This is a genomic window from Pseudooceanicola sp. NS-SX9, assembly GCF_057380705.1.
Window position 1 is genome coordinate 204,629 of record NZ_JBXXRN010000005.1, and the last position, 23,546, is coordinate 228,174.

A 23,546-nucleotide genomic window follows, 5' to 3' on the forward strand; every position below is an offset into this window, starting at 1 on the left:
AGGACCCGCAGGTGTATCGCGTAGGAATTGACGTAGGCGGCACGAATACCGATGCCGTGGTGCTGCAGGGCAAGACCGTCCTGGCAGGGATCAAGGCTTCGACCACCGAGGACGTGACCTCGGGCGTGTTCGACGCGCTGGAACAGGTCATCGCGGCCTCGGGCATCGACCGGGCCCGCATCGGCGCCGTGATGATCGGCACCACCCATTTCACCAATGCGGTGATCGAACGGCGCCACCTGGACCCGGTGGCGGCGATCCGGCTGGGCCTGCCCGCCGGCGCCGGCCTGCCGCCGATGGTCGACTGGCCCGAGGATATCCGCGCCATCGTCGGCAACCACGGCTATCAGGTGAAGGGCGGCTACGAATTCGACGGCCGCATCCTGTCGCCCCTCGACGAGGACGAGATCCGCCGCATCGCCGCCGAGATCCGCGAGAAGGGCATGCGCGTCGCCGCGGTCACCTGCATCTTCTCGGGCGTCAACGACGCGATGGAGCTGCGCGCCCGAGAGATCCTGCTGCAGGAATGCCCGGACCTGTCCGTCGTGCTGTCGCGTGACATCGGGCGCCACGGCCTGCTGGCGCGCGAAAGTGCCGCGATCATGAACGCCTCGCTGCTGCGGCTGGCCGACAAGACCGTGCAGGCCTTTGGCCATGCGCTGCAACAGGCGGGCGTCACCGCGCCCTTCTACATCACCCAGAACGACGGCACGCTGATGGCCGCCGACACGGTGCGCGCCTTCCCGGTGCTGACCTTTGCCTCCGGCCCCACCAATTCCATGCGCGGCGCGGCCTTCCTGACCGGCCTTGCCGAGGCCATCGTGGTCGATGTGGGCGGCACCACCTCGGATGTGGGCGCGCTGTCGCACGGCTTCCCGCGCCAGGCCTCGACCTCGGTCGACATTGGCGGCGTGCGCACCAACTTCCGCATGCCCGATGTCTTCTCGATCGGGCTGGGCGGCGGATCGCTGGTGCAGGGCAGCCCCGAGGCGCTGACCATCGGCCCGCAATCGGTGGGCTACCGTGTCCGCCAGGAGGCGCTGGTCTTTGGCGGCCAGACCCTGACCACCACCGATATCGCGGTCGCCACCGGCAAGGCGCAGATCGGCGACAAGGCCCTGCTGGCGGGGCTGTCCCCGGATCTGGTCGCCGCCGCCGCCGCCAAGATCGAACAGATGTTCGAGGCCTGCGTCGAGCGCGCCCGCATCTCGGCCGAGCCGGTGCCGGTGATCGCGGTGGGCGGGGGCTCGGTGCTGATGCCGGACCGGATCGGTGATCTGCAGGTCATCCGCCCCGAGAACTTTGCCGTCGCCAATGCCGTCGGCGCCGCCATCGCCCAGGTCTCGGGCGAGACGGACCGGATCTTCAGCCTGACCGACGGGGTGACCCGCGACAGCGCCCTGGCCGAAGCCGAGGCCGAGGCCCGCGCCCAGGCCATCGCCGCCGGCGCCCTGGAAGAGACGCTCGAGGTGATCGAACGCGAAGACATGCCGCTGGCGTATCTGCCCGGCAACGCCACCCGGATCCACGTCAAGGTCGTGGGCGAAATGGGGGCCCTTGCAGAAATGGAAGTCCAGAATGCCTGAAGTCCGTGACCTGAGCTACGATCCCGCCGACCTGTGGGAACTGACGCCGGAGGATCTGGAGGCGCTGGAAGTGGGCGCCGGGATCCTCGGCACCGGGGGCGGCGGCAACCCCTACCAGGGCAAGCTGCTAACCCGCGAGGTGATGCGGGCCGGTCACAGGATGACCATCCTTGCCACCGACAAGATCGCCGACGAGGCGCTGTGCATGTCGATCGGCGGCATCGGCGCGCCGGTGGTGGGCACCGAACGCATCCGCGAGGGCCGCGAGGGCTATCGCTGCCTGCAGGGCATGGAAGAGCTGACGGGCCGCAAGATGGACGCCATCGTCTGCGAGGAGATCGGCGGTGCCAACTCCATGAACCCGCTGGTGACGGCGGCGCTTGGCGGGCTGCCGGTGCTGGATTGCGACGGCATGGGCCGCGCCTTCCCCGAGATGCAGATGACCACCTTCTCGATCTACGGTCACAGCTCCACCCCCTCGGTGATGTGCGACCTGCATGGCAACCGCGTGGTGTTCCAGCATGCCGTGTCGGAGGTGTTCCACGAACGCATGGCGCGCGCCTGCGTGGTCAGCCAGGGCGGCGCGGCGATGCTGGCCACCGCGCCGATGCAGGCCAGCTTCGTGCGCCAGAACGCGATCCCCTCCAGCTACACCCAGGCGATCCGTCTGGGCCGCGCGGTGCTGGATGCGCGCCGCAACGGCGATGATCCGGTCGCCACGGTCTGCGCGCTGGAAAACGGGCGCCATGTCTTCACCGGCAAGGTCACCGACCTCAAGCGGCACCTGCGCGGCGGCTTCGCCGTGGGCGAGCTGGAGCTGGCGGGCTTTGACGCCTTCCAGGGCGAGACCGCCGGCATCGACATCCAGAACGAATTCCTGATCTTCCGCCGCGACGGCCAGGTCGAGGTGACGGTGCCCGACCTGATCATCGTGCTTGATGTCGACACCGGCTATCCGATCACCACCGAGATGCTGCGCTACGGCCAGCGCATCGCGGTGCTGGCGGTGCCCTGCCACGACCTGCTGCGCAGCGCCCGGGCGCTCGCCGTCGTGGGCCCCGCCGCCTTCGGCTATGCCGAGATCCCCTTCACGCCCCTGCCCCGCCCGGGTCAGGCGGCCTGAGCATAAAAGACCAACAGGAGAAACCAGATGACCTTCAATTCCAGGACGTTCGGGCTGTCGGCCCTTGCCATCGCGGCAGCCTTCGGGCTGGCCGCCCCCGCCGCACAGGCCCAGGCGCCGGTCTCGACCATCGTCAACACCATGCAGATCTTCAGCTCGCTCGATCCGGCGAAGGTCACCGACTACACCGGCTACATGGCCGTGGTAAACATGTATGACGGGCTGACCACCGTCGCCCCCTCGGGCCAGATCGTGCCGCATCTGGCCAAATCCTGGGAGATCTCGGACGACGGGCTGAGCTATACCTTCCACCTGCGCGATGACGTGAAGTTCCAGGACGGCACGCCGCTGACCGCGGCCGATGCGGTCTGGTCGATCCAGCGCCTGATCAAGATCAACAAGGGCCCGTCGAACCTGCTTGTCGGCCTGATCAAGCCCGAGAACGTCACCGCCCCCGACGCCACCACCGTCGTCATCAAGCTGGACCGTCCGTTCTCGCCCTTCCTGGCCTCGACCCCGATCCTGATGGTGCTGAACAAGTCCCTGATCGAGGCCAACGCGACCGCCGACGATCCGCTGGGCGAAGCCTATGTGGGCGAGCATTCCGCCGGTTCCGGCCCCTATGCGCTGGTCAGCTACAACCGCTCGGCCGACATGGTGATCAAGCGCAACCCGGACTATTTCCTGGGCTGGACCAAGGGCACGCCGATCGACGAAGTGCGCTTCGTGCAGACCTCGGATGACGCGACCGTGCGCGCGCTGGCGGAAAAGGGCCAGCTGGGGCTGTCGTCCCATGGCCTGGGCAATGATACCTTCGAGGCGATCTCGAAGATGCCGGGCTACAAGCTGATCCAGACCCGCACCGCCGGCGGTTTCCAGATCAAGCTGAACACCAAGGTCTATCCGACCGACGACATCCATGTCCGCCGCGCCATCGCCTATGCGACCGACTACGACACAATCCAGCAGATCATCTACCCCGGCGTCGCCATGCACGGGCCGCTGTCGGATACCTTCAAGGATGCCTTCAACACCGACATCCCGGCAGGCGAGTTCAACCTGGACAAGGCCAAGGCAGAGCTGGCGAAATCCAAATACGCCGGCCAGAAGATCACGCTGGTCAACAGCTATGTCGCCTCGCTGGCCTTCGAACAGGAAGTGGCACTGCTGATGCAGGCCAACCTGGAGCAGATCGGCATCACGCTGGACATCCGCCCCGAGCCCTGGAACCGCATCGTCGAGCTGTCGTCGAAGCCCGACACCACGCCCGCCTCGACCCAGGTGAACGTCAGCCCCAGCTATCCTTCGCCGGATTCGATGTTCTTCAACCAGTACCACTCCAAGGCCTCCGGGACCTGGTGGTCGATGGAATGGCTGCAGGACCCCGAGATCGACGCCCTGATCGACAAGTCGCGCGCCCAGACCGACCCGGCCGCGATCAACGCGACCTACAAGGACCTGCAACAGAAGATCTATGACCTGCAGCCCGATGTCTGGGCCGTGGCCCCGATGCGCCGCTACGCGGCCAATGCCTGCCTGCAGGGGTACGAGTTCATCCCGATGCAAAGCTGGGATCTGAACTTCTGGAACTTCACCTGGGACTGCCCGGCCAAGTGACCGGCGCCCGCTTCTGAAACAGGCCGGTCCCGCGTCGCGGGGCCGGCACCGAAAGACCCAAGGTGGACAGATGCTCCAGGAATTTCCGGAAGAGAATATCGAATCCCTCGCAACCGGCGCGTGGATTCTGGGAACGGGCGGCGGTGGCAACCCCTACCTGTCAACGCTGAACCTGCGGAGGCTTTATGCCGATGGCGCAAGGGTGCAGGTGATGCAGCCCGAGGACCTGGCCGATGACGACATGGTCGCCGTGGTCTCGGGCATGGGCGCGCCGCTGGTTGGCCAGGAACGCCTGAAGGACCCCGCCCACATGGCCCGCGCGGTCGAGCTGATGGAAGATTACCTGGGCCGTCCGTTCCGCGCCATCATGGCGCTGGAGATCGGCGGGGCCAATGCGCTGTCGCCCTTCCTGGCCGCCGCGCTGCTGGGCCGTCCGGTGGTCAATGCCGATTGCATGGGCCGCGCCTACCCCGAGGCGCAGATGACCTCCTTCGCGATCGGCGGGCTGTCGATGTTCCCGCTGTCGCTGGTGGATGTGCGCGACAACGAGGTGATCGTGGCGCGCGCCGAAAGCTGGAAATGGATGGAGAAGATCTCGCGTTCGGTCTGCACCGCCGTGGGGTCCACCGCCGCGACCTGCAAGGCGCCGCGCACGGGGCGCGAGGTGAAGGACTGGGGCATCCACAACACCATCACCCAGGCGACCGATCTGGGCCGCGTGGTGCTGGAGGCCCGCGCCCGCCACGCCGATCCCGTTGCCGCCGTGCTGGAGCACGCGAAGGGTCAGCAGGTCTTTCGTGGCAAGGTGGTGGATGTCGATCGCACCACGACGGGCGGTTTCCTGCGGGGCCGCACCGTGATCGAGGGCATCGACGCCGACCGTGGCGCGACGCTGGAGCTGGCGTTCCAGAATGAATGGGCCGTCGCCTTCCGCAATGGCGAGCCCGTCGTCATGACCCCGGACCTGATCTGCCTGCTCGACAGCGTGTCGGGCAGCGCCATCGGCACCGAGGCCGTGCGCTATGGCCAGCGCGTCAGCGTCATCGCCCTGCCCGCCCCCCAGATCCTGACCACGCCCGCGGGCGTGGCGGCCGTGGGCCCGCGCGCCTTCGGCTATGATATTGACTTTAAATCGGTATTCCAATGAAGCGTATTGGCATTGACGTTGGCGGCACCAATACGGATGCCGTGCTGATCGACGGCGACAGCATCATCGCCTCGATCAAGGTTCCCACCACCCAGGACGTGATGTCGGGCGTGAAGGCCGCGCTGGCCCATGTTGCCGCCCATATCGGCGACAGCCCGCGCCGCCTCGATGCGGTGATGATCGGCACCACCCATTTCACCAATGCGGTGGTCGAACGCGCCCGGCTGGAGCGCGTCGCCGCGATCCGCATCGCCCTGCCCACCGGCGCCTCGCTGCCGCCGATGTGCGACTGGCCCGAGGACCTGTACCGCGCCGTCGATCCGATGATCTTCATGGTCCATGGCGGCCATGAATACGACGGCAGCCCGCTGGTGCCGCTGCGCGAGGACGAGATCCGCGAAGCCGCGATGAAGATCCGCGATGCCGGCATCACCTCGGTCGCGATCTCGGCGACCTTCTCTCCGCTGACCACCGAATGCGAGGACCGCGCCGCCGAGATCGTCCGCCAGATCCTGCCCGAGGCCCGCATCACCCTGTCGCATACCCTGGGTCGTATCGGCCTGCTGGAGCGTGAGAACGTCGCCCTGCTGAATGCCGCGCTGCAATCGCTGGGGCGCACCACCGTGCAGGCCTTCAAGACCGCCCTCGCCGAGGTCGGTCTGGACGCCCCCTTCTTCCTGACTCAGAACGACGGCACCGTGGCGTTGGCCGATGTGGCCGCCGCCAACCCGGTGTTCAGCTTTGCCTCCGGCCCCACCAATTCGATGCGTGGAGCGGCCTTCCTGACCGGCCTCAGCGATGCCATGGTCGTCGATGTGGGCGGTACCACCTCGGATATCGGCTGTCTGGTGGGGGGCTTCCCGCGCGAGGCCAACAACATCGTCCATATCGGCGGCGTGCGCACCCTGTTCCGAATGCCCGACCTGCTGCCCATCGCCCTTGGCGGCGGCACCGTGGTCGATCTGGAAACCGGCGCCATCGGCCCGCGGTCCGTGGGCTACCGCATCCTGCAGGAGGCCCGGGTTTTCGGCGGCGATACCCTGACCACCTCCGACATCGCGGTCGCTGCCGGGATGATCGAGATGGGCGATCCCGAAAAGGTCCGCGATCTGGATCCGGCCTTCGTGCAGGCAACGCTGGCCAGGATGCGCGCCATGGTGGCGCTGAACTTTGACCAGATGAAGACCTCGGCCGAGGACGTGCCGCTCATTGCGGTGGGGGGCGGCGCCTTCCTGATCCCCGACCAGGTGCCCGGCGCCTCCGAGGTGCTGCGGGTGGAAAACGCGGGCGTGGCCAATGCGCTTGGCGCCGCCATGGCGCAGGTCTCGGGCGAGGTTGATCAGGTCTTCTCGGACATGTCGCGCGAGGCGGCGCTGGCCGAGGCCGAGGCGCAGGCGCGGGCCGCTGCCATTGCCTCGGGGGCCGCGTCGGATAGCCTGAAGGTGCTGGAGGTCGAGGACATTCCCATCGCCTACCTGCCCGGTGGCGCGCGTCGCGTGCGTGTCCGGGTGATCGGTGATATCCATTTTGACTGAAGGCCGAGGCGCCCCGACCCCCGGGGCGTTTCCGCGTGACGACAGGAAACCAAGATGACGATTGCACTTGCGATTCACGGTGGTTGCGGCGTTCTGCCCCTCGACAGCATGAGCGCCGAAGACTGGGCCGAGGCCCGGCAGGATCTGGGCCGTTCCCTTGCGGCGGGCTGGGCGGTTCTGAAGGCGGGCGGCAGCGCCGTCGATGCGGTCGAGGCCGCCGTCGTCGTCATGGAGGACAGCCCGCATTTCAACGCCGGTCACGGCGCCGCGCTGAACGAGAACGGCGAGCATGAACTGGATGCCTCGATCATGGACGGCGCCACGCTTGAGGCCGGTGCGGTCAGCGCCGCGCGCGGCATCCGCAACCCGGTGCGCGCCGCCCATGCGCTGATGAAGGACGGTCGCGCGGTCTTCCTGACCGGCGCCGCTGCCGATGCCTTTGCCGAAAGCGCCGGTCTGCCGGTGATGGAACAGGGCTATTTCACCACCGCCAAGCGGATCGAGGCGCTGGCCGCGATGAAGGCCCATGCCGCCGCGGGAACCGAGGCCACCGAGAACGAAAAGCACGGCACCGTCGGCGCCGTGGCGCTGGATCAGGCCGGGCACCTGGCCGCCGCGACCTCGACCGGGGGCTATACCAACAAGCCCGCGGGCCGCGTCGGCGACAGCCCGGTGATCGGGGCGGGCACCTATGCCTGCGATGGCGTCTGCGCGGTTTCGGGCACCGGCAAGGGCGAATTCTTCATCCGCCACGTGGTGGGTCACGAGATTGCCGCTCGCATCGCCTATCTGGGCGAACCGCTGTCGCAGGCCGCCGAACATGTCGTGCATGTCGATCTGGCGGGCTCTTCGCAGACCACCGGGATCATCGGCGCCGGACTGGTTGCGATCGACGCCACGGGCCAGGTCAGCGCCCCCTTCAACACCGCCGGCATGTTCCGCGGCTGGGTCACGCCCGAGGGCCGCGCCTTCGTCGCCACCCATGCCGAGATCCACGAGGTGGCGCTGTGAGCCCGCAGATCCCCGTCTTCGACGGTCACAACGACGTCCTCTCGAAACTCCTGCACCAGCGCGACGGTGCCGAGCACCGCTTTCTGACCGGCGCGCCGGGGATGCAGATCGACCTGCCGCGGGCGCGCGCCGCGGGCTTTGCCGGGGGGCTCTGCGCCGTCTGGGTCAGCACCGAGGACAAGACGCTGGATGCCAATGGCGACCTGCCGCCGGTGCCGCAGCCTTCGGCGCTGGAACAGACCATCGCGCAGGCCGCCCTGCTGCAGCGCATCGTGCGCCGCTCTGATGGCGCCGTCGCGCTGTGCCGCAGCGCCGCCGAGATCCGCGCCGCCATGGCCGAGGGCCGCTTTGCCGCCGTCTTCCACATCGAGGGGATCGAGGCCGCGACCCGCGATCTGGACCTGCTGCATGTGCTGCACGCCGCCGGTCTGCGCACCCTCGGCCCGGTCTGGAGCCGCCCGAACCAATTCGCCCATGGCGTGCCCTTCGTGATGAACCATGGCCCCGATTTCGGCCCCGGCCTTTCGGATGCGGGCCGCGATCTGGTCCGGCTGTGCAACGAGCTGCGCATCATGATCGACCTGTCGCACATGAACGAGGCCGGCTTCTGGGACATCGCCAAGCTGTCGGATGCGCCGCTTGTCGCCTCGCATTCGAATGCCTTCGCGATCTGTCCGCACAGCCGCAATGCCACCGACCGCCAGCTGGACGCGATCCGCGACACCGGCGGGCTGATCGGGCTGAACTTCGGCGTCCGCTTCCTGCACCCCGAGGGGATCCGCGATCCCGACATGGGGATGGAGGTCATGGTGCGCCACATCGATTATCTGGTCGAACGGGTCGGCATCGACCACGTGGCGCTCGGCTCGGATTTCGACGGCACCTTCATGTCGCGGCAGATGCAGGATGTCTCGGGCGTGCAGCTGTTGCTGGAGGCGCTGCGACAGGCCGGATATGACGAGGTCGCGCTGACCAAGATCGCCCATGGCAACTGGATCGCCACGCTGGAGCGCAGCTGGGGCGGCTGATCCCTGCGGCAGGCCGGGCGGCGCGCCCCCTCGGGTCCCGGTGGCGAAAGCCCTGGCAGACCGGCCCATCCCGCAGGGGCCGCATGCTGGCGGGCGCGGCGCCGGTTCGGGGCATCCCGGACCCGCGGCCGTCGCGATGCCTCAGGGCGGCGGTCCCGGTCTGTCCTGCACAGAAGACGTGCCTTTGGTCCCAGTGATGCGCCCCGCCCCGTGCCGATGGGGCTCTAGGCCGTTCGCTTCGGATATCGGCACCCTGCACCTTGATTGCCAGCAAAAATGACGCCATATTGCGTTCTATATGCTGATGAGGTCCCGAATGCAGATCGCAAGTTTTGCCGAAGGCGGACAGTTCGAACCCCGCAAGATCGCCGCTGCCCTGCGCACCTCGACCGAGGAGGTCGGGCAGACGGTCGGCCTGGGCAAGGATGCCATGCAGCGCCGCCAGCGCATCAACTCGGACCGGACGCAGCGCCGCCTGCGCGAGTTGGTCGAGGTCCTGAACAAGGTCGAGCCGCGCTTTGGATCGCAGCTGATCGCCTATGCCTGGTATCGCTCGGAACCTCTGGCGGGCTTTGACGGCCGCACGGCGATGCAGCTGGTGCAGGACGGCAAGGCACAGCAGGTGCTGGACTATATCGACGCGGTCGATGCGGGCGTCTTCGCCTGATGCCGCTGACGGACGGCCGGTTTCGCGGGGTGCTCTACCGGGCACTGAACCCGGTCTATGCGCGCGAACCGCTGTCGGGGCGCGGCGCGCAGCTTTATGGCGGGCGCTTCAATGCCAGGGGGGTGGCGGCGCTTTATACCGCGATGGATCCCGCCACGGCCCTGCGCGAGGCCAACCAGGTCGGCAGCCTGCAGCCCACCGTGCTGGTCGCCTACCGCGCCGATCTGGGCCCGGTCTTCGACACCCGCGACCTTGACGCGCTGACGCAGCGCGGCCAGAGCCCCGACACCCTGGCCGATCCCGGTTGGCGCGCCGCGATGCTGGACGGCCGGCCGGTGCCAACGCAGGACTTTGCCCGCGCCCTGCAGGACGAGGGCTTTGCCGGCATGGTGATCCGCAGCCATGCCAAGGGCGCCTCGGCGGGCGATCTGAACCTGGTGCTGTGGCGCTGGCAGGATGCCGGTTGCGACCTGCAGGTGATCGACGATGAGGGGCGCCTGGACCGGATGTGAGCGCTTGATGCCTTAGCTGCCGAGGCGGCGCAGGGCCTGAGGCGGCTGGCCGAAATGGCGCAGGAAGGCCCGCCGCATCCGCTCGGGATCGCCGAAACCGGTGGCGGCGGCGATGGCCTCGATGGGCTCGCGGGAATGTTCGACCCGTTCGCGGGCCACCTCCAGGCGCAGGCGCTCGACCGCGCGGGCCGGGCTGACGCCCGTCGCCCGATGAAACGCACGCGAGAAATTGCGCGGGCTCATCGCCATGCGGCTGGCCAGCGCCTCGACCGTCAGGGGAGCGGTCAGATTGCTGCGGATATGCTCCAAAAGCGGCGAGAAGGCATTGGAATCGCTTCCAAGTTCCGACAGGGCTGAAAACTGCGACTGGCCCCCCGGGCGGCGGTAATAGACCACCATCTGCTGCGCCACGCGCCGCGCCAGCGCCTCGCCCAGATCCTCGGCGATCAGCGCCAGCGACAGGTCGATCCCGGCGCTGATCCCGGCCGAGGTCCAGATCGCGCCGTCGCGGATGTGGATGCGGTCGGGCTCCAGCCGGACGGCGGGAAAACGGCGCTGCAGCTCTTCGGCGCGCTGCCAGTGGGTCGTCGCGCGCCGCCCGTCCAACAGCCCCGCCGCCGCCAGCAGGAAGGCCCCCGAGCAGACGCTGCAGATCCGCCGGCTGTCGCCCGCCCGCGCCCGCAGCCAGTCGCAGGTCGCCGGGTCCCCCATGGCCCGGCGGCTGCCGTCGCCACCAGACACCATCAGGGTGTCGACGGAGGCTTCGGGCATCGCGCCGCTGTCGATCGCCAGCCCCGCGGAACTGCGCACCGGACCGCCCCGGGCCGAGACCACCTGCAGCGCATAGGCCCCCGGCGCCATGCGTTCGGCGATCTCGAAGGCGGCGGTGGGGCCGGCGACATCGAGGATCTGGAAGTCGTCGAACAGGAACAGGGCAACGGCGCGGGGCATTGTCCTGAAATGAGGGATCCCTGTCATTTGGTCAAGCGCGCTTCTGCGCCATGATGGGGCCATCGCAACCCTCCCCGAGGTTCCCATGACCGACACGCCCTTCCGCATCGTCTTCGCCACCTTCCCCGGCATGACGCAGCTTGATTTCACCGGCCCGCATCAGTTCCTGTCGCGCCTTCCGGGCAGCGAGACGCTGATCGCCAGCCCCCTTGGCGGCGATGTCCCGAGCGAGGGGCTGACCTTTGCCCACACCCTGCCCATCGCCGCAATCGACCACTGCGACCTGATCTGTGTGCCCGGCGGTGGCGCGGCGACCGAAGTTGCCCTGGACCAGCCCTTCGTGACCGAGATCCGCCGCCTGGCCCTTGGGGCGCGCTACGTGACCTCGGTCTGCACCGGGTCGCTGATCCTGGGGGCGGCGGGGCTGCTGCAGGGACGCCGCGCCGCCTGCCACTGGGCCTGGCGGCACCTGCTGCCGCAGTTCGGCGCCATCCCCGATGCGGGCCGCGTGGTGCGCGATGGCACCCTGATCACCGGCGGCGGGGTGACGGCGGGGATCGACTTTGCCCTGACCGTTCTGGCCGAGATCGCCGGCCCCGATTTCGCCCAAGGGCTGCAACTGGGGCTGGAATATGCCCCTGCCCCGCCCTTTGACGCCGGCCGCCCCGACACTGCCCCCGCCGGGGTGCTGGAACGCTACCGCCGCGGGCTGGACGCGATGATGCCGCACCGCACCGCCCAGGCCCGCGCCGCCGCCGACCGGTTGTCGTTGCTGGCGCCCTGAGCCACCTGCCCGCAGGGCGCGGCGACCGACGATCCGCCATTGATCTCGGGCGCGGTATGCCCGACCGTCGGGGCGCCACGATTGTCCAGCCAGGGTGCCATGTACATTCCCCCCCATTTCCACGAGGTCCGCCCCGAAGCGATCTCTGCCATGCTGGAGGCCGCCCCCCTGGCCTGTCTCGTGGCGCAGACCGCCGAGGGGCTTCTAGCCAACCACATTCCGCTGCTGCAGGGGAAGGATGGCGATTTCATCGGCCATGTTGCCCTGGCCAACGACATGCACCGGCTGATCTTGCCCGGTCAGCCGGTGCTGGCGGTGTTCCGGCACGACGATGCCTATGTCTCGCCCAATTTCTATCCCACCAAGTCCGAGCATCACCGACAGGTGCCGACCTGGAACTACGAGGTTGTGCATGTCCACGGGACCCTCGCCTTCCAGCACGACGATCACAGCAAGCGCGCCGCCGTCGGGCTGCTGACGCGCACCCATGAGCGGCGGCTGAACGGGGCGCAGGCCTGGCGAATGGCCGACGCACCGCGCGACTACCTGGAGCAACGCCTGGCCGAGGTTGTCGCCCTGCGGCTGACCCCCCTCCGGATCGAGGCCAAGGCCAAGCTGAACCAGAACAAGGAGTTGCGCGACCGACAGGGCGTGGTGGCCGGGCTGCGTGGTTCGGGACATGCGGGCATGGCGGCGCGGATGGCGGCGCAGATCGACGCCGAAGAATGATCCCCAAGGCTTCGGGTCGGCCGGGGCCCTGGGAAGGCTTCCGCAAGCGCGCCATCAGCCGCACGCCCTGGCGCCCGGATCGGAAGGCCGGTCGACAGATGAAACGGCCGCCCAATTCTTGCGGTGATCCCGCAGGATATTCGAAGAGCCCCTGACATTTGGCTATGCGAAGAGCACCGAGGGGCCAGATGCTTTCTCGGGGTGCCTTTGGGCTGCACTGAAAATGGGCGTGCAAACCCAAAGACATGCCCCGATGTGTGATCCCCCGGTTTGCTGGTGCGATCCTTTCCTCAAAGTCCGGAGGGGTCTGCCCCCGGAACTTGGACAGCTTCCGCCGCGGAGTGTGACCGAAGCACCCGCATGTCTGAGGGCTATGTGCCGCTCTCTGGATGCATGATGGACGGCCCAGGAGGATAGGCCTGTTTCTCATGCAGGTCGGTCCGCGACGTTGCATGTCCTCTTGCATATTCCGATCTGCCCAGATCGGGATCCGGATGAACCGCATCTGGCATGACACACTGCCTTACTTGGCCTGCGCAAACGTCATCCCTCCGATGTGACCAAGGTCATCGCGCCGGTTCAGCGGCCAATTGGGAGGGCAATGAGAGGCCTTGTGCCACTGACCGACCAAGCGCCCTCGATCTAAAGCGCCTTATGTCATGGGCTCTTTGGCAGAGGTCCGGGGGTTCAGGTCCTGTCCGGGATAACGGACAGAACTGATGTCCAGTTGCCGGGGTTCTTCAGGTCGTGCTGCGGTGGGCCGGCCTTCCGGCTTCGCTGCCGCCACGGCATATTGGTCGGAACGCAAAAGATCCAAGAATAGTGGTTGCAATCTCTTCGGAAGATGTGCATGAGAACGCCGAAATCGCTTGAGGCGCAACGCCTTAAAGGACGATGCCGCAGTAGCTCAGTGGTAGAGCGCACCCTTGGTAAGGGTGAGGTCGGGAGTTCAATCCTCCCCTGCGGCACCAGATCATTTGCGATCAAGATGTTGGGGCGTAGCCAAGTGGTAAGGCACCGGTTTTTGGTACCGCGCACCGTAGGTTCGAATCCTACCGCCCCAGCCATTCATCCTATTTATGACGTTCGCCGAAGGTTGAAACTTATCCGGTCCAACTTGGCATCTTGCCCGGCGTTGTTGCAGAAAGGCGGCCTGAGACGTGAGTGCCCCTTTCCCGTTCAGGCTCAGGCCACGCGAACAACCTCGGCGGTGCCGAGCGCGTTGAAGCGATTGATAAGAGCGACGCGGATGTGGATTTCGGCGGTTTGGCGATCGGGGTCCCTTGCAGCGATGCGCTCGCCGAAGGACTTGATGCAGCGCATCTTGGCCTCCACGCGGCTGCGAGCGTGGTATCCGGTCCACCGTTTCCAGAACGCCCGGCCGTAGTGACGTGTGGCGCGCAGGGTTTCGTTGCGCGCCTTGGCAGCCGGGCAGTCCTCTTTCCAAGCCCGACCGTTCCTTCGGATCGGTATGATTGCCGAGCCGCCGCGTGCGATGATGGCGCTGTGACATCGGCGGGTATCGTAGGCGCCATCCGCAGTCACGGTGCCGATGTCCTCGTCCTCGGGGATCTGGCCCAACAGGTCTGGCAGGATGGGGCTGTCGCCTTCCCGGCTGGGGGTGAACTCAACGGCCCGGATATCCGAAGTGGTAGTGTCCATTGCCAGATGCACCTTGCGCCATTGGCGACGACCCTGAACACCATGCTTGCGGGCCTGCCATTCGCCGTCGCCAAGAAACTTGATGCCGGTGCTGTCCACCAGCAGATTCAGCGGCCCGTCGGCACGACGATAGGGGATCTGCACCTTGAGGGTCTTCTGCCTACGGCACAGCGTCGAGTAGTCGGGAATGGGCCAGTCCAGTCCTGCGAGCCGCAGGAGGCTCGCGACCATCCCGGCTGTCTGTCTGAGCGGCAGTTTGAACAGCACCTTGATCGACAGGCAGAACTGGATCGCGGCATCCAAGAAAACTGGCGGGCGCCCTGGGCGTCCCTCATGCGGCGCGTGCCAGGCCATCTCCTTGTTCAGCCAGATCAGCAGTGACCCGCGCTTCCTGAGCGCATCGTTGTAGGTAGACCAGTTTGTCGTGTGGTAGCGGGCGGGCTTGGGCTTGCTCATGCAGCGCGTCTAACCGCATGGATTCCCGATGTGAATCCTTCACCGGCTGAGTTCTGCAACAACGCCCTCTGGCGCGGCGCCCTCGGCGTTGTCCCGGAAAACGGCCGCCTTCTCTGCCATGAGGTCCGGCGGCTGACGCCCCGCATGGCGCATGCCGCGCGGCGGCCCTAGGTCATGCGGACCCCATGCAAGACGCCCCGGGACCCGGTCCGGTGATGGTCGGCGCCATCCCGGCCCGGCCATCACGCAGCGGCAAACCCCAGTGCCGCATCGAAGGAGGCGCTGAAGGTCTGGCCATGGCTTAGCCCCTTCAGCACATCCAGATGGACGTTCAGATCCCCCCGGGATGCCAGCCTGGCGGCCAGATCCATGGTCTCGGGGGCGGGGCGTGCGGGCTTGTTCGGGTCGTGCTGCTCGTGATCGCCAAGCTGGATGAGGACCCGTGCACCGGGGGCGGTCGGGGCAGTGGCCTGGGCCTTGCGCAGCATCTGGCCGCCGAATTCCGTCGAGGGGCTGATTGCGGCGTAGCGGGTGAAGGCGGCAGGGGTGGTGCACAGGGTCCAGAGCGCGAACAGCCCGCCATAGGAATGCCCCCAAAGGGTCATGCGGGCGGGATCCATCGTCCAGCCCTGGCAAGCGGCGGCGCGCAGCGGCCCGGTCAGGTCGGCGCGGAAGGTCGCGGCGCCGCCGGTCTGGCGTCCGCGCGCCTCGGCGGTAGCCTGCCCGCCTGGCAGCGGCGGGGTATAGTCCAGCGCCCGGCGGGTCAGCGCGAACTCGGTCTCGATCGGGTAGCCAAGGCCGATCACCGCAAGCCGGGGATGCCGGGCCAGCGTGGCCGCGTCGAGGCGGTTGAAGACGGCATTTCCGTCCAGCATCCAGATCGAGGCCAGCGGCCGCGTCGGGGAAAGCGCCCTGGGCAGGGCCAGGAACAGCCGGTAGGCCCGCCCGTCGACGATCAGCGCGCGGTCCCCGATCACATGGCTGGGCGGTTGGTCGCGCAGCAGCGGATAGGTCGCCACGATCCTCTGCGGCTTGGCCTGCGCCGGCAGGGCGGCCGTGGTGGCCAGGGCCGCAAGGGCCGCAAGCAGGTGACGTCGGTCGAAAGATGGGGACATGTCGGCCACGTTGGTCGCTCCTGGGGAAAGGGGGCGCTGGCGCTGGCTGGCCGGATTGTCCTATGCGACAGGCCGCGCCGGTGCAAAATGAACGCCGGTCCCGCCGGGCGGGGACTGGCGCAAGGGCGCCGGGTCGCCCCGGCTTTTCCGGTGGCGATGACCGGCAGGCCCGGCCCCGCCACGGCCCTCGCCACCGTGCAGCCTGCGGCCATGCCGAAGCAGGCCCGCCCGGTCTGCGCAGGGCCGGGCGGGTCCGATTGAGCGATCCGGCGCAAGGGTCAAAACCCGCCCACCCCGGGATCGGGCTGGCCGCCCGGATCACGGGGCGGAGGGCGCTCAGAAGCTCTTGGTCAGCCCGATCTTGTAAAGCCGTCCGTCCTCGCGGTAGGTGACGCTGTCAGAGGGCTGCTGATCGAACAGGTTGTCGATCCCGGCCCGCAGCTTGATGCCATGCGACATCTCGTAGGCCAGTGCCAGGTTGACCAGGAAGTACGGATCCTTGTTCTGCCCCGAGGCCACGGCGCGGGCCTCTTCATCGGACAATTCGTCGGCGGTGATGTAATTTGCCTGCTTGCCGACATAGGTGACCGAACCCATCAGGCTGAGATCGGCATTCACGTCCCAGCTCAGCCCGCTGGTGATGGTCCATTTCGGCGTCGTCGCCACCGGGAATTCGGTCTCGAGGAAATCGTACTTGTATTTCGACATGGCGATATAGGTGAACGAATTCGTCCAATGCAGGTCGTCGCGCAGATCGCGGGTCAGGCCGCCCTCCAGACCGGCGGTCTGGCCGCGGTCCAGGTTGACGCGCTCGAAGATGTCATAACCGGTGGTGGCATCGACCTCTCCGGTCTTGCGGGCGCCGATGACATTCTTGACGTCGTTGTAGAAGGCCGTCAGCTCCCAGGTGGTGCGCTCGCCCTGGAAGTTCAGGCCGATCTCGTAATTGTCCGAGGTCTCGGGCTTCAGATCGGAACTGCCGTAGATGATGCAGGGCCCGGAATAGGGCTTGCAGCCGTTCCCGCGCGATGACAGCGCATAGTTCGGATCCAGGCTGCGCAGATCGGGGGCGACGAAGGCCTGGGAATAGCCCGCCTTCAGCATCAGCCCGCCGCCCAGGTCGTAATTGCCGTAAAGCCGGGGCGAGAGGTGGCTGCCGAAGGCATTGTGATGATCCAGCCGCAGCCCCCCGGTCAGGGTCAGCCGGTCGCTGACGGCATAGCGCCCCTCGGAATAAAGCGCGGCGGTGGTGGCGCTGCCGTCCAGCGTGACGCCGCTGGTGGTGATCGGATCGTTCAGCTTTTCGTACATCGCCATGCCGCCCAGCGTGTAGTCGAGCGTACGGCCGAACAGCAGGGTCGCCGCGGTAAAGCGGCTTTCGAACACCGTGGTGTCGTAGGTGATCGGATCTTCCCAGCCGGCGTCATCGTCCCAGGTCTTGTTCCTGGCGGTCTCGTAGGCCAGCGAGGACGTGAGCTTGCCCGCGCCAAGGGTCCAGTCGTTGGTCAGCGCCAGGCGGTACTTGCGCACATTGCGAGAGTCGTGTTCGCCGTCGGGTTCCAGGTAATCCTGGTCCGAACCGGACACCTCGGCGCCCCATTCGACAGTGTCCAGCGGCGTCCAGGTCAGCCGCCCGCCATAGCTGTGGATGCGCGCGCCCTGGTCACCCTCGACGGTTTTCGCGGTGCCCTCGGAATTGGTGTAGTGGAAGGCTTCGGGCGCTTCCTGCTCGGAAAGCTTGCTCCAGGCCGAGAATTGCAGGTTCTTCGCCACCGCCCCGGTGATGTAGCCCGAAAGCTGCCGGTTGTCGCCGGTGGTGGAATGATCGGCCAGGCCCAGATCCAGCGACACCGCGCCGGTCCAGACCTGTTCGGTCTTCCGGGTGATGATGTTGATCACACCGCCTTCGGCGTCCGAGCCGTAAAGCGTCGACATCGGGCCGCGCACCACCTCGATGCGCTCGATGGCATCGACGGGGATGTCGTCGAAAATGCCCTGCTCCTGGTAAAGCCGGTTGAAGGCATTGCCAACATTGACCCGCTTGCCATCGATCAGCACCAGCGTGCGATCGGGCGGCAGGCCCCGGAACGACACCCGCTTGCCGCCGGTGCTGTGGGTCAGCGTCAGCCCCGGCACCTGGCCCAGCACGTCCTTGACGTCGCGCGTGGCCCCGGCCTTCAGCGTCTCGGCATCCAGCACGGTGATCGAGGCAGGTGCATCCTGGATCGTCGTCGCGATGCCCGAGGCGGTGCTGACGGTGATCTGGTCCAGCTCGATGACATCGCCCTCGGCGGCCGTGGGCGTGGCCGCGCGGCTCAGGGTGACGGTGTCGCCGTCGATCCGGTAGATCAGCCCCGTCCCCGACAGGAAACGGCCAAGCGCCTGGGCACGGTCATAGCTGCCCTTCAGCCCCGGACTGGTCAGCCCCGCCACCAGGCTGGCCGGATAGACCAGGCGCATCCCGGTCGTCTGCGCAAAGGCAGTCAGCGCCGTGCCCAGCGGCTGGGGCGCAATGGCAAAGGTGTAGCGGGTCAGCGCCGCGGCTTCCTGCGCGCGCAGCATCGGCGGCGCCAGCGTCGCCAGAACGGTGGTCGCCAGCAGCGCGGCCTGCAGCAATCTGTACCCTCTCGGGGTCTTGGTGCCCATCATCGGATGTCCCTCTTGAACTCTGTCATGACGAGGGACGGACCCGGCTCGGGCGCGGCCCCTCGTTTGCATAGACCGCCGCTGCGGCGGTTCCCCTCAATGCATCCGACAAAAAAACTCAGGTAACAGAGATCGCCGTCATCAGCGGCCCGGCCCGGTACAGGCGGATCGGCAGGCCCTGCGCCATCGCCCTGAGCGCCTCGGCCGGATCCTGCAGGTCCAGAACGGCATTGACCCTTAGCGCGCGGGCGGCCGCCGCGTCGGTCAGCATGATCCAACCCCGGGACCAGGGCCGCAGGCCGGCGATGATCTCGGTCAGGGGGGTGTCCTCGGCGATCAGCAGGCGCTCGCGCCAGGCACTGGCATGGGCCGCCCCGTGCGGGGCCCGGTCCAGCAGCCGGCCATCGGCGCCCAGCACCGCGCGCGCGCCCGCGGGCAGCAGCAGGTCCGCGCGCTGCGGATGGGTGATCCGGGCCGAGGTCCCCTGCAGGCTGACCGCCACCTGTCCTTCGGGCATGTTCAGGTTCACATCCACCCCGCCCAGCGACGACAGCCGCACGCGGACATCCCCGGCGCGGATCACAAAGGCCCTGCCCGCCTCGGTCAGCTGGAACCAGCCCTGGCCGCGCCGCAGCCGGACCTGCCGGGCACCGGCGTCGAAATCGGTATCCAGCAGCGATTGCGCGTTCAGCGCCACCTTTGTGCGGTCCGGCAGGGTCAGGTCACGGATCTGCGCAACCCCGGTCGAGGCATCGGCCAGCAGCCTTTCGGCCTGATCATGCAGCCAGGGCGCCCCGCCCCCCAGCAGGCCCGCCCCCGCCAGCCCGCCCAGCACCTGCCTGCGGCTGATGCGCGCGCGCGCCCGTCCCGGCTCGATCCGCCCCGAGGCGGGATCGCGGTGCACATTGCCCAGCAGATCCCACAGCGCCTCGGCCTCCAGCGCGGCGGCCGCATGGGCGGGGCTCTGGGCGCACCAGTCGCCGTAGCTGCGCCGCTCGGCCTCCTGCGCCTCGCCCGAATGCAGCCGCACGATCCAGGCCAGCGCCGCATCGGCAAGATCGGGTGAGGAAGCGGACATCGGCGGCCCTCCGGTTTCTGGCTCTGGCTGACATGGACCGGTGCCCGGGCGCCGATCCGCAATGAAAGGACAGGGTTTCACGGATCCAGCAGGACCTCCCGGCACTGTTTCAGGGCCCGCATGAGGTGCTTTTCCACCATGCTGACCGAGATCCCCATCCGTTGCGCGATCTCGCGGTGGGTCAGCCCGTCGATCTTGTTCATCATGAAGGCCGTGCTGCAGCTCTGCGGCAGTTCGTTCAGCAACAGGGCCAGGCGCAGGATGCTTTGGCGTGCGGCCAGCCGGGCCTCGGTGTCATGGACGCCGGGCAGGTCCTCGATCGCCTCAAGGTCGATCCGGTAAAGCCATTCGCGCCGGTGCCGGGCCATCACGTCAAAGGCGACCCGCCGCAGGGTGGTGATCGCATAGGCGCGCGGATTGGCGACCTCGGGCGCGGCGCCTGCCACCAGCCTGGCATAGGTGGTCTGCACGGCATCCTCGCCGGTGTCGCGATCCCCCAGCAGCCGCGCCGCACGCCAGACCATTTCGCGGTGATGGTCGCGGAACAGATCCGCGATCCAGCGATCCAGGCGCCCGCTCATCGGCAGGCCCCTTTCAGCGCAGTGTTCCCTGCAAGACGATTAGCCACGCCCCTACCCCGGCTTGCCCCTTCCCGTGTCTGGCTTGACCTTGGCAACGCCCCACGTGACGGGGAACCTGAGCTGGCTTGCCTCTTCTTACGGCGGGGGGATCGGGAAGAAAAGCCTTCGCCGGGCCGCCCTGGCACCGGCCCCGGCGCGGGTCGCCCCATCCCGGCCCGCGACAATGCCCCGATTTGCCGAAGGGCCCGCGCCAAAGGCAGCTTTGGCGGGTCTGGGACAGATCCCTTTCGTCAAGCGACCTGATCCCGCCCCCAATGGCCCCAATTGCGAGGTTCCAGCCGCTCTTGCCGCCCGTTTCCTTGCGCTTCTTCCGTCACATGCACAGTGCTGTCGCAGGCGGGGCGACAAAGGGGCCGAGCGATCCGCCCGGCCTGGTGCAGCCGGACGATCGGCGTATGGCAAAAGGGCGGCTGTCCGGGCAATCCGCTCTGGCATGAGCCTTGCCCCCCGACCCGATGGCAGGATCCGGCGCGCCTGGTGACACCGTCCCGCGCCCCGGATCATGATCCCTGACCACAGGCCTGATGCCCGCTGAGGACAGTCTCAACCACCTGGCATCACGCCCCCCAGATCGCACCAGGCCCGGGCTTTGGTTGCAGATCCAGGATGGATCGACCCGATCCGTCTGGATGCGCGGAATGGAGAACGACAGTTCCTCCACGACCTGATCAAGGAAGACGAAGGGGGGACGCCGCGGACTTCCTCGGAAAGACCGCCACGACCTGATAGCGCGAGCAGTCATCAATTGCCTCGTATTGATAAAGACTTGGCGCGATCTTGCAGAAATCCATCCGGACGGGGACCGGACGCGCGTCGCGCTTGTAGATTGCCTTGCGATCAAGCTTCGGGTGCTTGAGGTGATAGCCCTTGCCTGCAAAGAACCTTGTGAATCATGTCGAGAGCCAAATGCAGGCCATCCAGCCGGCGGAGCCCGTTGCCGGAGGCGCCTTCGTCCCGGCGTCCGCCCTCGTCTGAGCGAAAGGATACGCTCCTCTTCCGCCGTGCCGACCTTCCGGGCTGGCGCGCGGCGCGGCCAGCGGCTGCGGCCAGCCAAACCGGCCTCACCCTCGGCCTCATGGCGGCGGCGCCACTTTCGCAGCGTCGGGCGCGACACGCCACAGCACCGGCATTTCAGTCCCGCGTCCCCGGTTCGTTGACAGGTCTTCACCCGGATCAAGCGTGCGGCAGGGGTCATGATTTTACCTCCCATCCGTTGAAGCTGGGGGAAGGTTACGTCAACTTGCGAGTGAAACCATCTCTGCGAACCTCACATCTCAGGCTGTTTTCACAGGCGCTGCAGAACGGGTTGCCGACCACATCCGGGCCAAAAGAGGATTGATTGCAGATCAGGCGATGAACTTTTGACGGCACGAACGCAACTGGCCAGGTCAAATCTCTCGGTCGACAATGACTTTTAGCGTCCCGGCAGAACAGCGTTCGATCCGCGCCACGACACCGTAGACGTCGGCGAGCAATTCAGCTGTCAACACTTCGTCAGGGGGCCCGAAACCACGCAGTCCGGCCCGCGTCAGAAACGCGATCTGATCCGCTATGCGAGCGGCAAGGGCAAGGTCATGCATCACGATGACTGCGGTCAATCCGTTGGCGCGAACCCGCTCAGAGACATGGTTCAGAACCCGCATCTGATAGCGAAGGTCCAAGGCGCTTGTCGGCTCATCCAGCAGCAGCATGCGCGGCTTTCGGGCAACAATTTGGGCGAGACCAGCAAGCTGCCGCTGCCCCCCCGAAAGCTCGGACAAAAACTTGTCTGCAAGCCCGGAAATGCCGAATGCCTCCAGGGCGGTCACCGCGCTGGAGATGAGCGGCTGGTCGGAAAGGCGCACATGCGCGGCCGGAACGGCGCGTATCGCCGCAACGACAGCTTCGATGACTGTCAGATCAATGACAGGCGGCAAGGATTGCGGCAGGAAGCCGAATTCTGACGCGCGCTCGGCCCCGGTCATTGTCAGAACATCCCGTCCGTCGACCATGACCCGCCCCTTGATCCCGCCAAAACCCGCAAGTCCACGCAGCAAAGTGGATTTGCCGACCCCGTTCGGGCCCAGGAGCGCGGTAATAGTCCCAGGACGCAGCTGCGGCAGCGACACGTCCTGCAGGACGACCTTGCGCCCGCGGTAGGCCGAGACCCCTTGCAGAACAAGGCCGTCCTCGGCGGCAGAACATTCCGTCATTTTCTTCGGCCTCTCCGAACAACCAGCACCACAAAGCCGGGCACGCCCACCAGAGCCGTGACAATCCCCACCGGCACGATAACCCCGGGCAGGATGATCTTGCTGGTGACCGAGGCCAGCGACAGCAGGATGGCCCCAATGACGGCGCTTGCCGGCAGCAGAAACCGTTGGTCCTCGCCCACGCACATCCGCGCGATATGCGGCCCCACCAAACCGATAAAGCCAATGGGACCGACCGCCGCCACCGAGAGCCCCGCGACCAAGCTGATCCGCAGCAGCGCGTAAAACCGCAATCTGCGAACGTCGATCCCAAAACTGGCGGCGCGCTCTTCGCCCATGCGCAGCACTGTCAGCTTCCACGACGCCGCGAAGGAAAACGGGGCAGCGACGGCAAGAGCGACGGCAAGCACGCCGATCATGTCCCAATTGGTGCGGGCGATGCTGCCAAGCGTCCAAAAGACAAGCTGCTGCAACACGTCTTCCGGGGCCACCAGTTGCAACAGGGCGACGATCGCATGGCAACTGAAAACCAGCGCGATGCCCAAAAGCACAACGGTCTCGCGCCCACCCGAGGTCATCCGCGCAATGGCTTGCAGCAGAAGAACCGAACCGAAAGCCAGGGCGAATGCCATGACAAAGACCGTCCAATTGGCCGAGATATAGGGAAGGCTGATGTGCAACGTGATGGCAAGCGAGGCCCCCACCGCGGCCGCCGAAGAGACGCCAAGCGTGAAGGGGCTGGCAAGCGGGTTATCCAGAACCGTCTGCATCTCGGCCCCGGCCAGCCCAAGGGCCAGGCCCACCAAAATGGCCATCACCGCATAGGGCAGACGGACATTCCAGATGATGACACGTTCCGTCGGCTCCAATGTGGCGGGATGCAAAAGGCCCGACAGCAGATCATGCGATGACAGGCCCGAAGGGCCCGTCACCAGGTCGAGCATTGCCGCAAGCCCCATGATCAGACAGAAAAGGCCAAGCAGGGCCAGACGCCGGCGCAGCCGTCTGCGATAGTGTAAAACGGCCTCAGGGGGGGCAGTCGCGATCATCGACATGTTGGGCGCAA

The 23,546-nt window shown here is 67.1% G+C and carries 19 protein-coding genes and 2 tRNA genes; 13 read left to right on the forward strand and 8 right to left on the reverse strand.

The features are described from left to right. The first annotated feature begins 11 nt into the window (after positions 1-11). The 9 genes from AC2ITM_RS21920 (at position 12) to AC2ITM_RS21960 (ending at position 10,226) form a co-directional block, all read left to right on the forward strand. Entirely contained in the window at positions 12-1,586 is a 1,575-nt protein-coding gene (locus tag AC2ITM_RS21920; RefSeq protein WP_486470328.1) for a hydantoinase/oxoprolinase N-terminal domain-containing protein, read from the forward strand. Continuing rightward, entirely contained in the window at positions 1,579-2,709 is a 1,131-nt protein-coding gene (locus AC2ITM_RS21925) for an S-methyl thiohydantoin desulfurase family protein (protein ID WP_486470329.1), read from the forward strand. The genes AC2ITM_RS21920 and AC2ITM_RS21925 overlap by 8 nt, the downstream gene beginning before the upstream one ends. Before the next feature lie 27 nt (positions 2,710-2,736). Continuing rightward, on the forward strand, positions 2,737-4,326 hold the full coding sequence (locus AC2ITM_RS21930; protein WP_486470330.1) for an ABC transporter substrate-binding protein: 1,590 nt from the start codon (positions 2,737-2,739) through the stop codon (positions 4,324-4,326). Between the two features lie 70 nt (positions 4,327-4,396). After that, positions 4,397-5,473 carry an S-methyl thiohydantoin desulfurase family protein gene (locus AC2ITM_RS21935; RefSeq protein WP_486470331.1) on the forward strand — a complete coding sequence of 359 codons (1,077 nt, stop codon included), beginning with the start codon at positions 4,397-4,399 and terminating at the stop codon, positions 5,471-5,473. Then, a complete protein-coding gene (locus AC2ITM_RS21940; protein WP_486470332.1) occupies positions 5,470-7,008 on the forward strand; it encodes a hydantoinase/oxoprolinase N-terminal domain-containing protein in 1,539 nt (512 codons plus the stop codon). The genes AC2ITM_RS21935 and AC2ITM_RS21940 overlap by 4 nt, the downstream gene beginning before the upstream one ends. A gap of 54 nt (positions 7,009-7,062) precedes the next feature. Beyond that, the gene (locus tag AC2ITM_RS21945) at positions 7,063-8,019 is read left to right on the forward strand and encodes an isoaspartyl peptidase/L-asparaginase family protein (RefSeq protein WP_486470333.1); all 957 of its coding nucleotides are present in this window, start codon (positions 7,063-7,065) and stop codon (positions 8,017-8,019) included. Continuing rightward, complete coding sequence (locus tag AC2ITM_RS21950) at positions 8,016-9,047, forward strand: dipeptidase (RefSeq protein ID WP_486470334.1); 1,032 nt, start codon at positions 8,016-8,018, stop codon at positions 9,045-9,047. The genes AC2ITM_RS21945 and AC2ITM_RS21950 overlap by 4 nt, the downstream gene beginning before the upstream one ends. A 316-nt stretch (positions 9,048-9,363) precedes the next feature. Continuing rightward, complete coding sequence (locus tag AC2ITM_RS21955) at positions 9,364-9,714, forward strand: antitoxin Xre/MbcA/ParS toxin-binding domain-containing protein (protein ID WP_486470335.1); 351 nt, start codon at positions 9,364-9,366, stop codon at positions 9,712-9,714. Next, positions 9,714-10,226 carry an RES family NAD+ phosphorylase gene (locus AC2ITM_RS21960; protein WP_486470336.1) on the forward strand — a complete coding sequence of 171 codons (513 nt, stop codon included), beginning with the start codon at positions 9,714-9,716 and terminating at the stop codon, positions 10,224-10,226. Before AC2ITM_RS21955 ends, AC2ITM_RS21960 begins: the two co-directional genes overlap by 1 nt. A 12-nt stretch (positions 10,227-10,238) precedes the next feature. Here AC2ITM_RS21960 and AC2ITM_RS21965 read toward each other — a convergent pair whose 3' ends face one another. Further along, positions 10,239-11,177, reverse strand: coding sequence for a GlxA family transcriptional regulator (locus AC2ITM_RS21965; RefSeq protein WP_486470337.1), 939 nt, complete (start codon positions 11,175-11,177; stop codon positions 10,239-10,241). 85 nt (positions 11,178-11,262) lie between these two features. Between AC2ITM_RS21965 and AC2ITM_RS21970 the strand changes: the two genes are divergently transcribed. The 4 genes from AC2ITM_RS21970 to AC2ITM_RS21985 all read left to right on the forward strand — a co-directional run bounded on the left by AC2ITM_RS21970 (position 11,263) and on the right by AC2ITM_RS21985 (position 13,757). Then, complete coding sequence (locus tag AC2ITM_RS21970) at positions 11,263-11,961, forward strand: DJ-1/PfpI family protein (RefSeq protein WP_486470338.1); 699 nt, start codon at positions 11,263-11,265, stop codon at positions 11,959-11,961. Positions 11,962-12,060: 99 nt separating this feature from the next. Beyond that, the gene (locus tag AC2ITM_RS21975) at positions 12,061-12,690 is read left to right on the forward strand and encodes an FMN-binding negative transcriptional regulator (RefSeq protein WP_486470339.1); all 630 of its coding nucleotides are present in this window, start codon (positions 12,061-12,063) and stop codon (positions 12,688-12,690) included. Positions 12,691-13,586: 896 nt separating this feature from the next. Further along, positions 13,587-13,661, forward strand: a tRNA-Thr gene (locus AC2ITM_RS21980). Positions 13,662-13,682: 21 nt separating this feature from the next. Then, positions 13,683-13,757: transfer RNA gene (locus AC2ITM_RS21985), tRNA-Gln, on the forward strand. Positions 13,758-13,875: 118 nt separating this feature from the next. On the opposite strand, the gene AC2ITM_RS21990 is transcribed toward AC2ITM_RS21985, so the two are convergent. The 7 genes from AC2ITM_RS21990 to AC2ITM_RS22020 all read right to left on the reverse strand — a co-directional run bounded on the left by AC2ITM_RS21990 (position 13,876) and on the right by AC2ITM_RS22020 (position 23,535). Further along, entirely contained in the window at positions 13,876-14,808 is a 933-nt protein-coding gene (locus tag AC2ITM_RS21990; RefSeq protein WP_486466613.1) for an IS5 family transposase, read from the reverse strand. Positions 14,809-15,050: 242 nt separating this feature from the next. After that, positions 15,051-15,923, reverse strand: coding sequence for an alpha/beta hydrolase (locus AC2ITM_RS21995; RefSeq protein WP_486470452.1), 873 nt, complete (start codon positions 15,921-15,923; stop codon positions 15,051-15,053). Positions 15,924-16,259: 336 nt separating this feature from the next. Continuing rightward, a complete protein-coding gene (locus tag AC2ITM_RS22000; protein ID WP_486470340.1) occupies positions 16,260-18,572 on the reverse strand; it encodes a TonB-dependent receptor domain-containing protein in 2,313 nt (770 codons plus the stop codon). A 115-nt stretch (positions 18,573-18,687) separates the two neighbouring features. Beyond that, positions 18,688-19,647 carry a FecR family protein gene (locus AC2ITM_RS22005; RefSeq protein ID WP_486470341.1) on the reverse strand — a complete coding sequence of 320 codons (960 nt, stop codon included), beginning with the start codon at positions 19,645-19,647 and terminating at the stop codon, positions 18,688-18,690. A gap of 77 nt (positions 19,648-19,724) precedes the next feature. Further along, positions 19,725-20,228 (reverse strand): RNA polymerase sigma factor, encoded by a 504-nt coding sequence (locus AC2ITM_RS22010; protein WP_486470342.1) that lies wholly within the window; start codon positions 20,226-20,228, stop codon positions 19,725-19,727. Between the two features lie 1,448 nt (positions 20,229-21,676). Beyond that, positions 21,677-22,480, reverse strand: coding sequence for an ABC transporter ATP-binding protein (locus AC2ITM_RS22015; protein WP_486470343.1), 804 nt, complete (start codon positions 22,478-22,480; stop codon positions 21,677-21,679). Continuing rightward, entirely contained in the window at positions 22,477-23,535 is a 1,059-nt protein-coding gene (locus AC2ITM_RS22020; RefSeq protein WP_486470344.1) for a FecCD family ABC transporter permease, read from the reverse strand. The genes AC2ITM_RS22015 and AC2ITM_RS22020 overlap by 4 nt, the downstream gene beginning before the upstream one ends. Between the last annotated feature and the right edge of the window lie 11 nt (positions 23,536-23,546).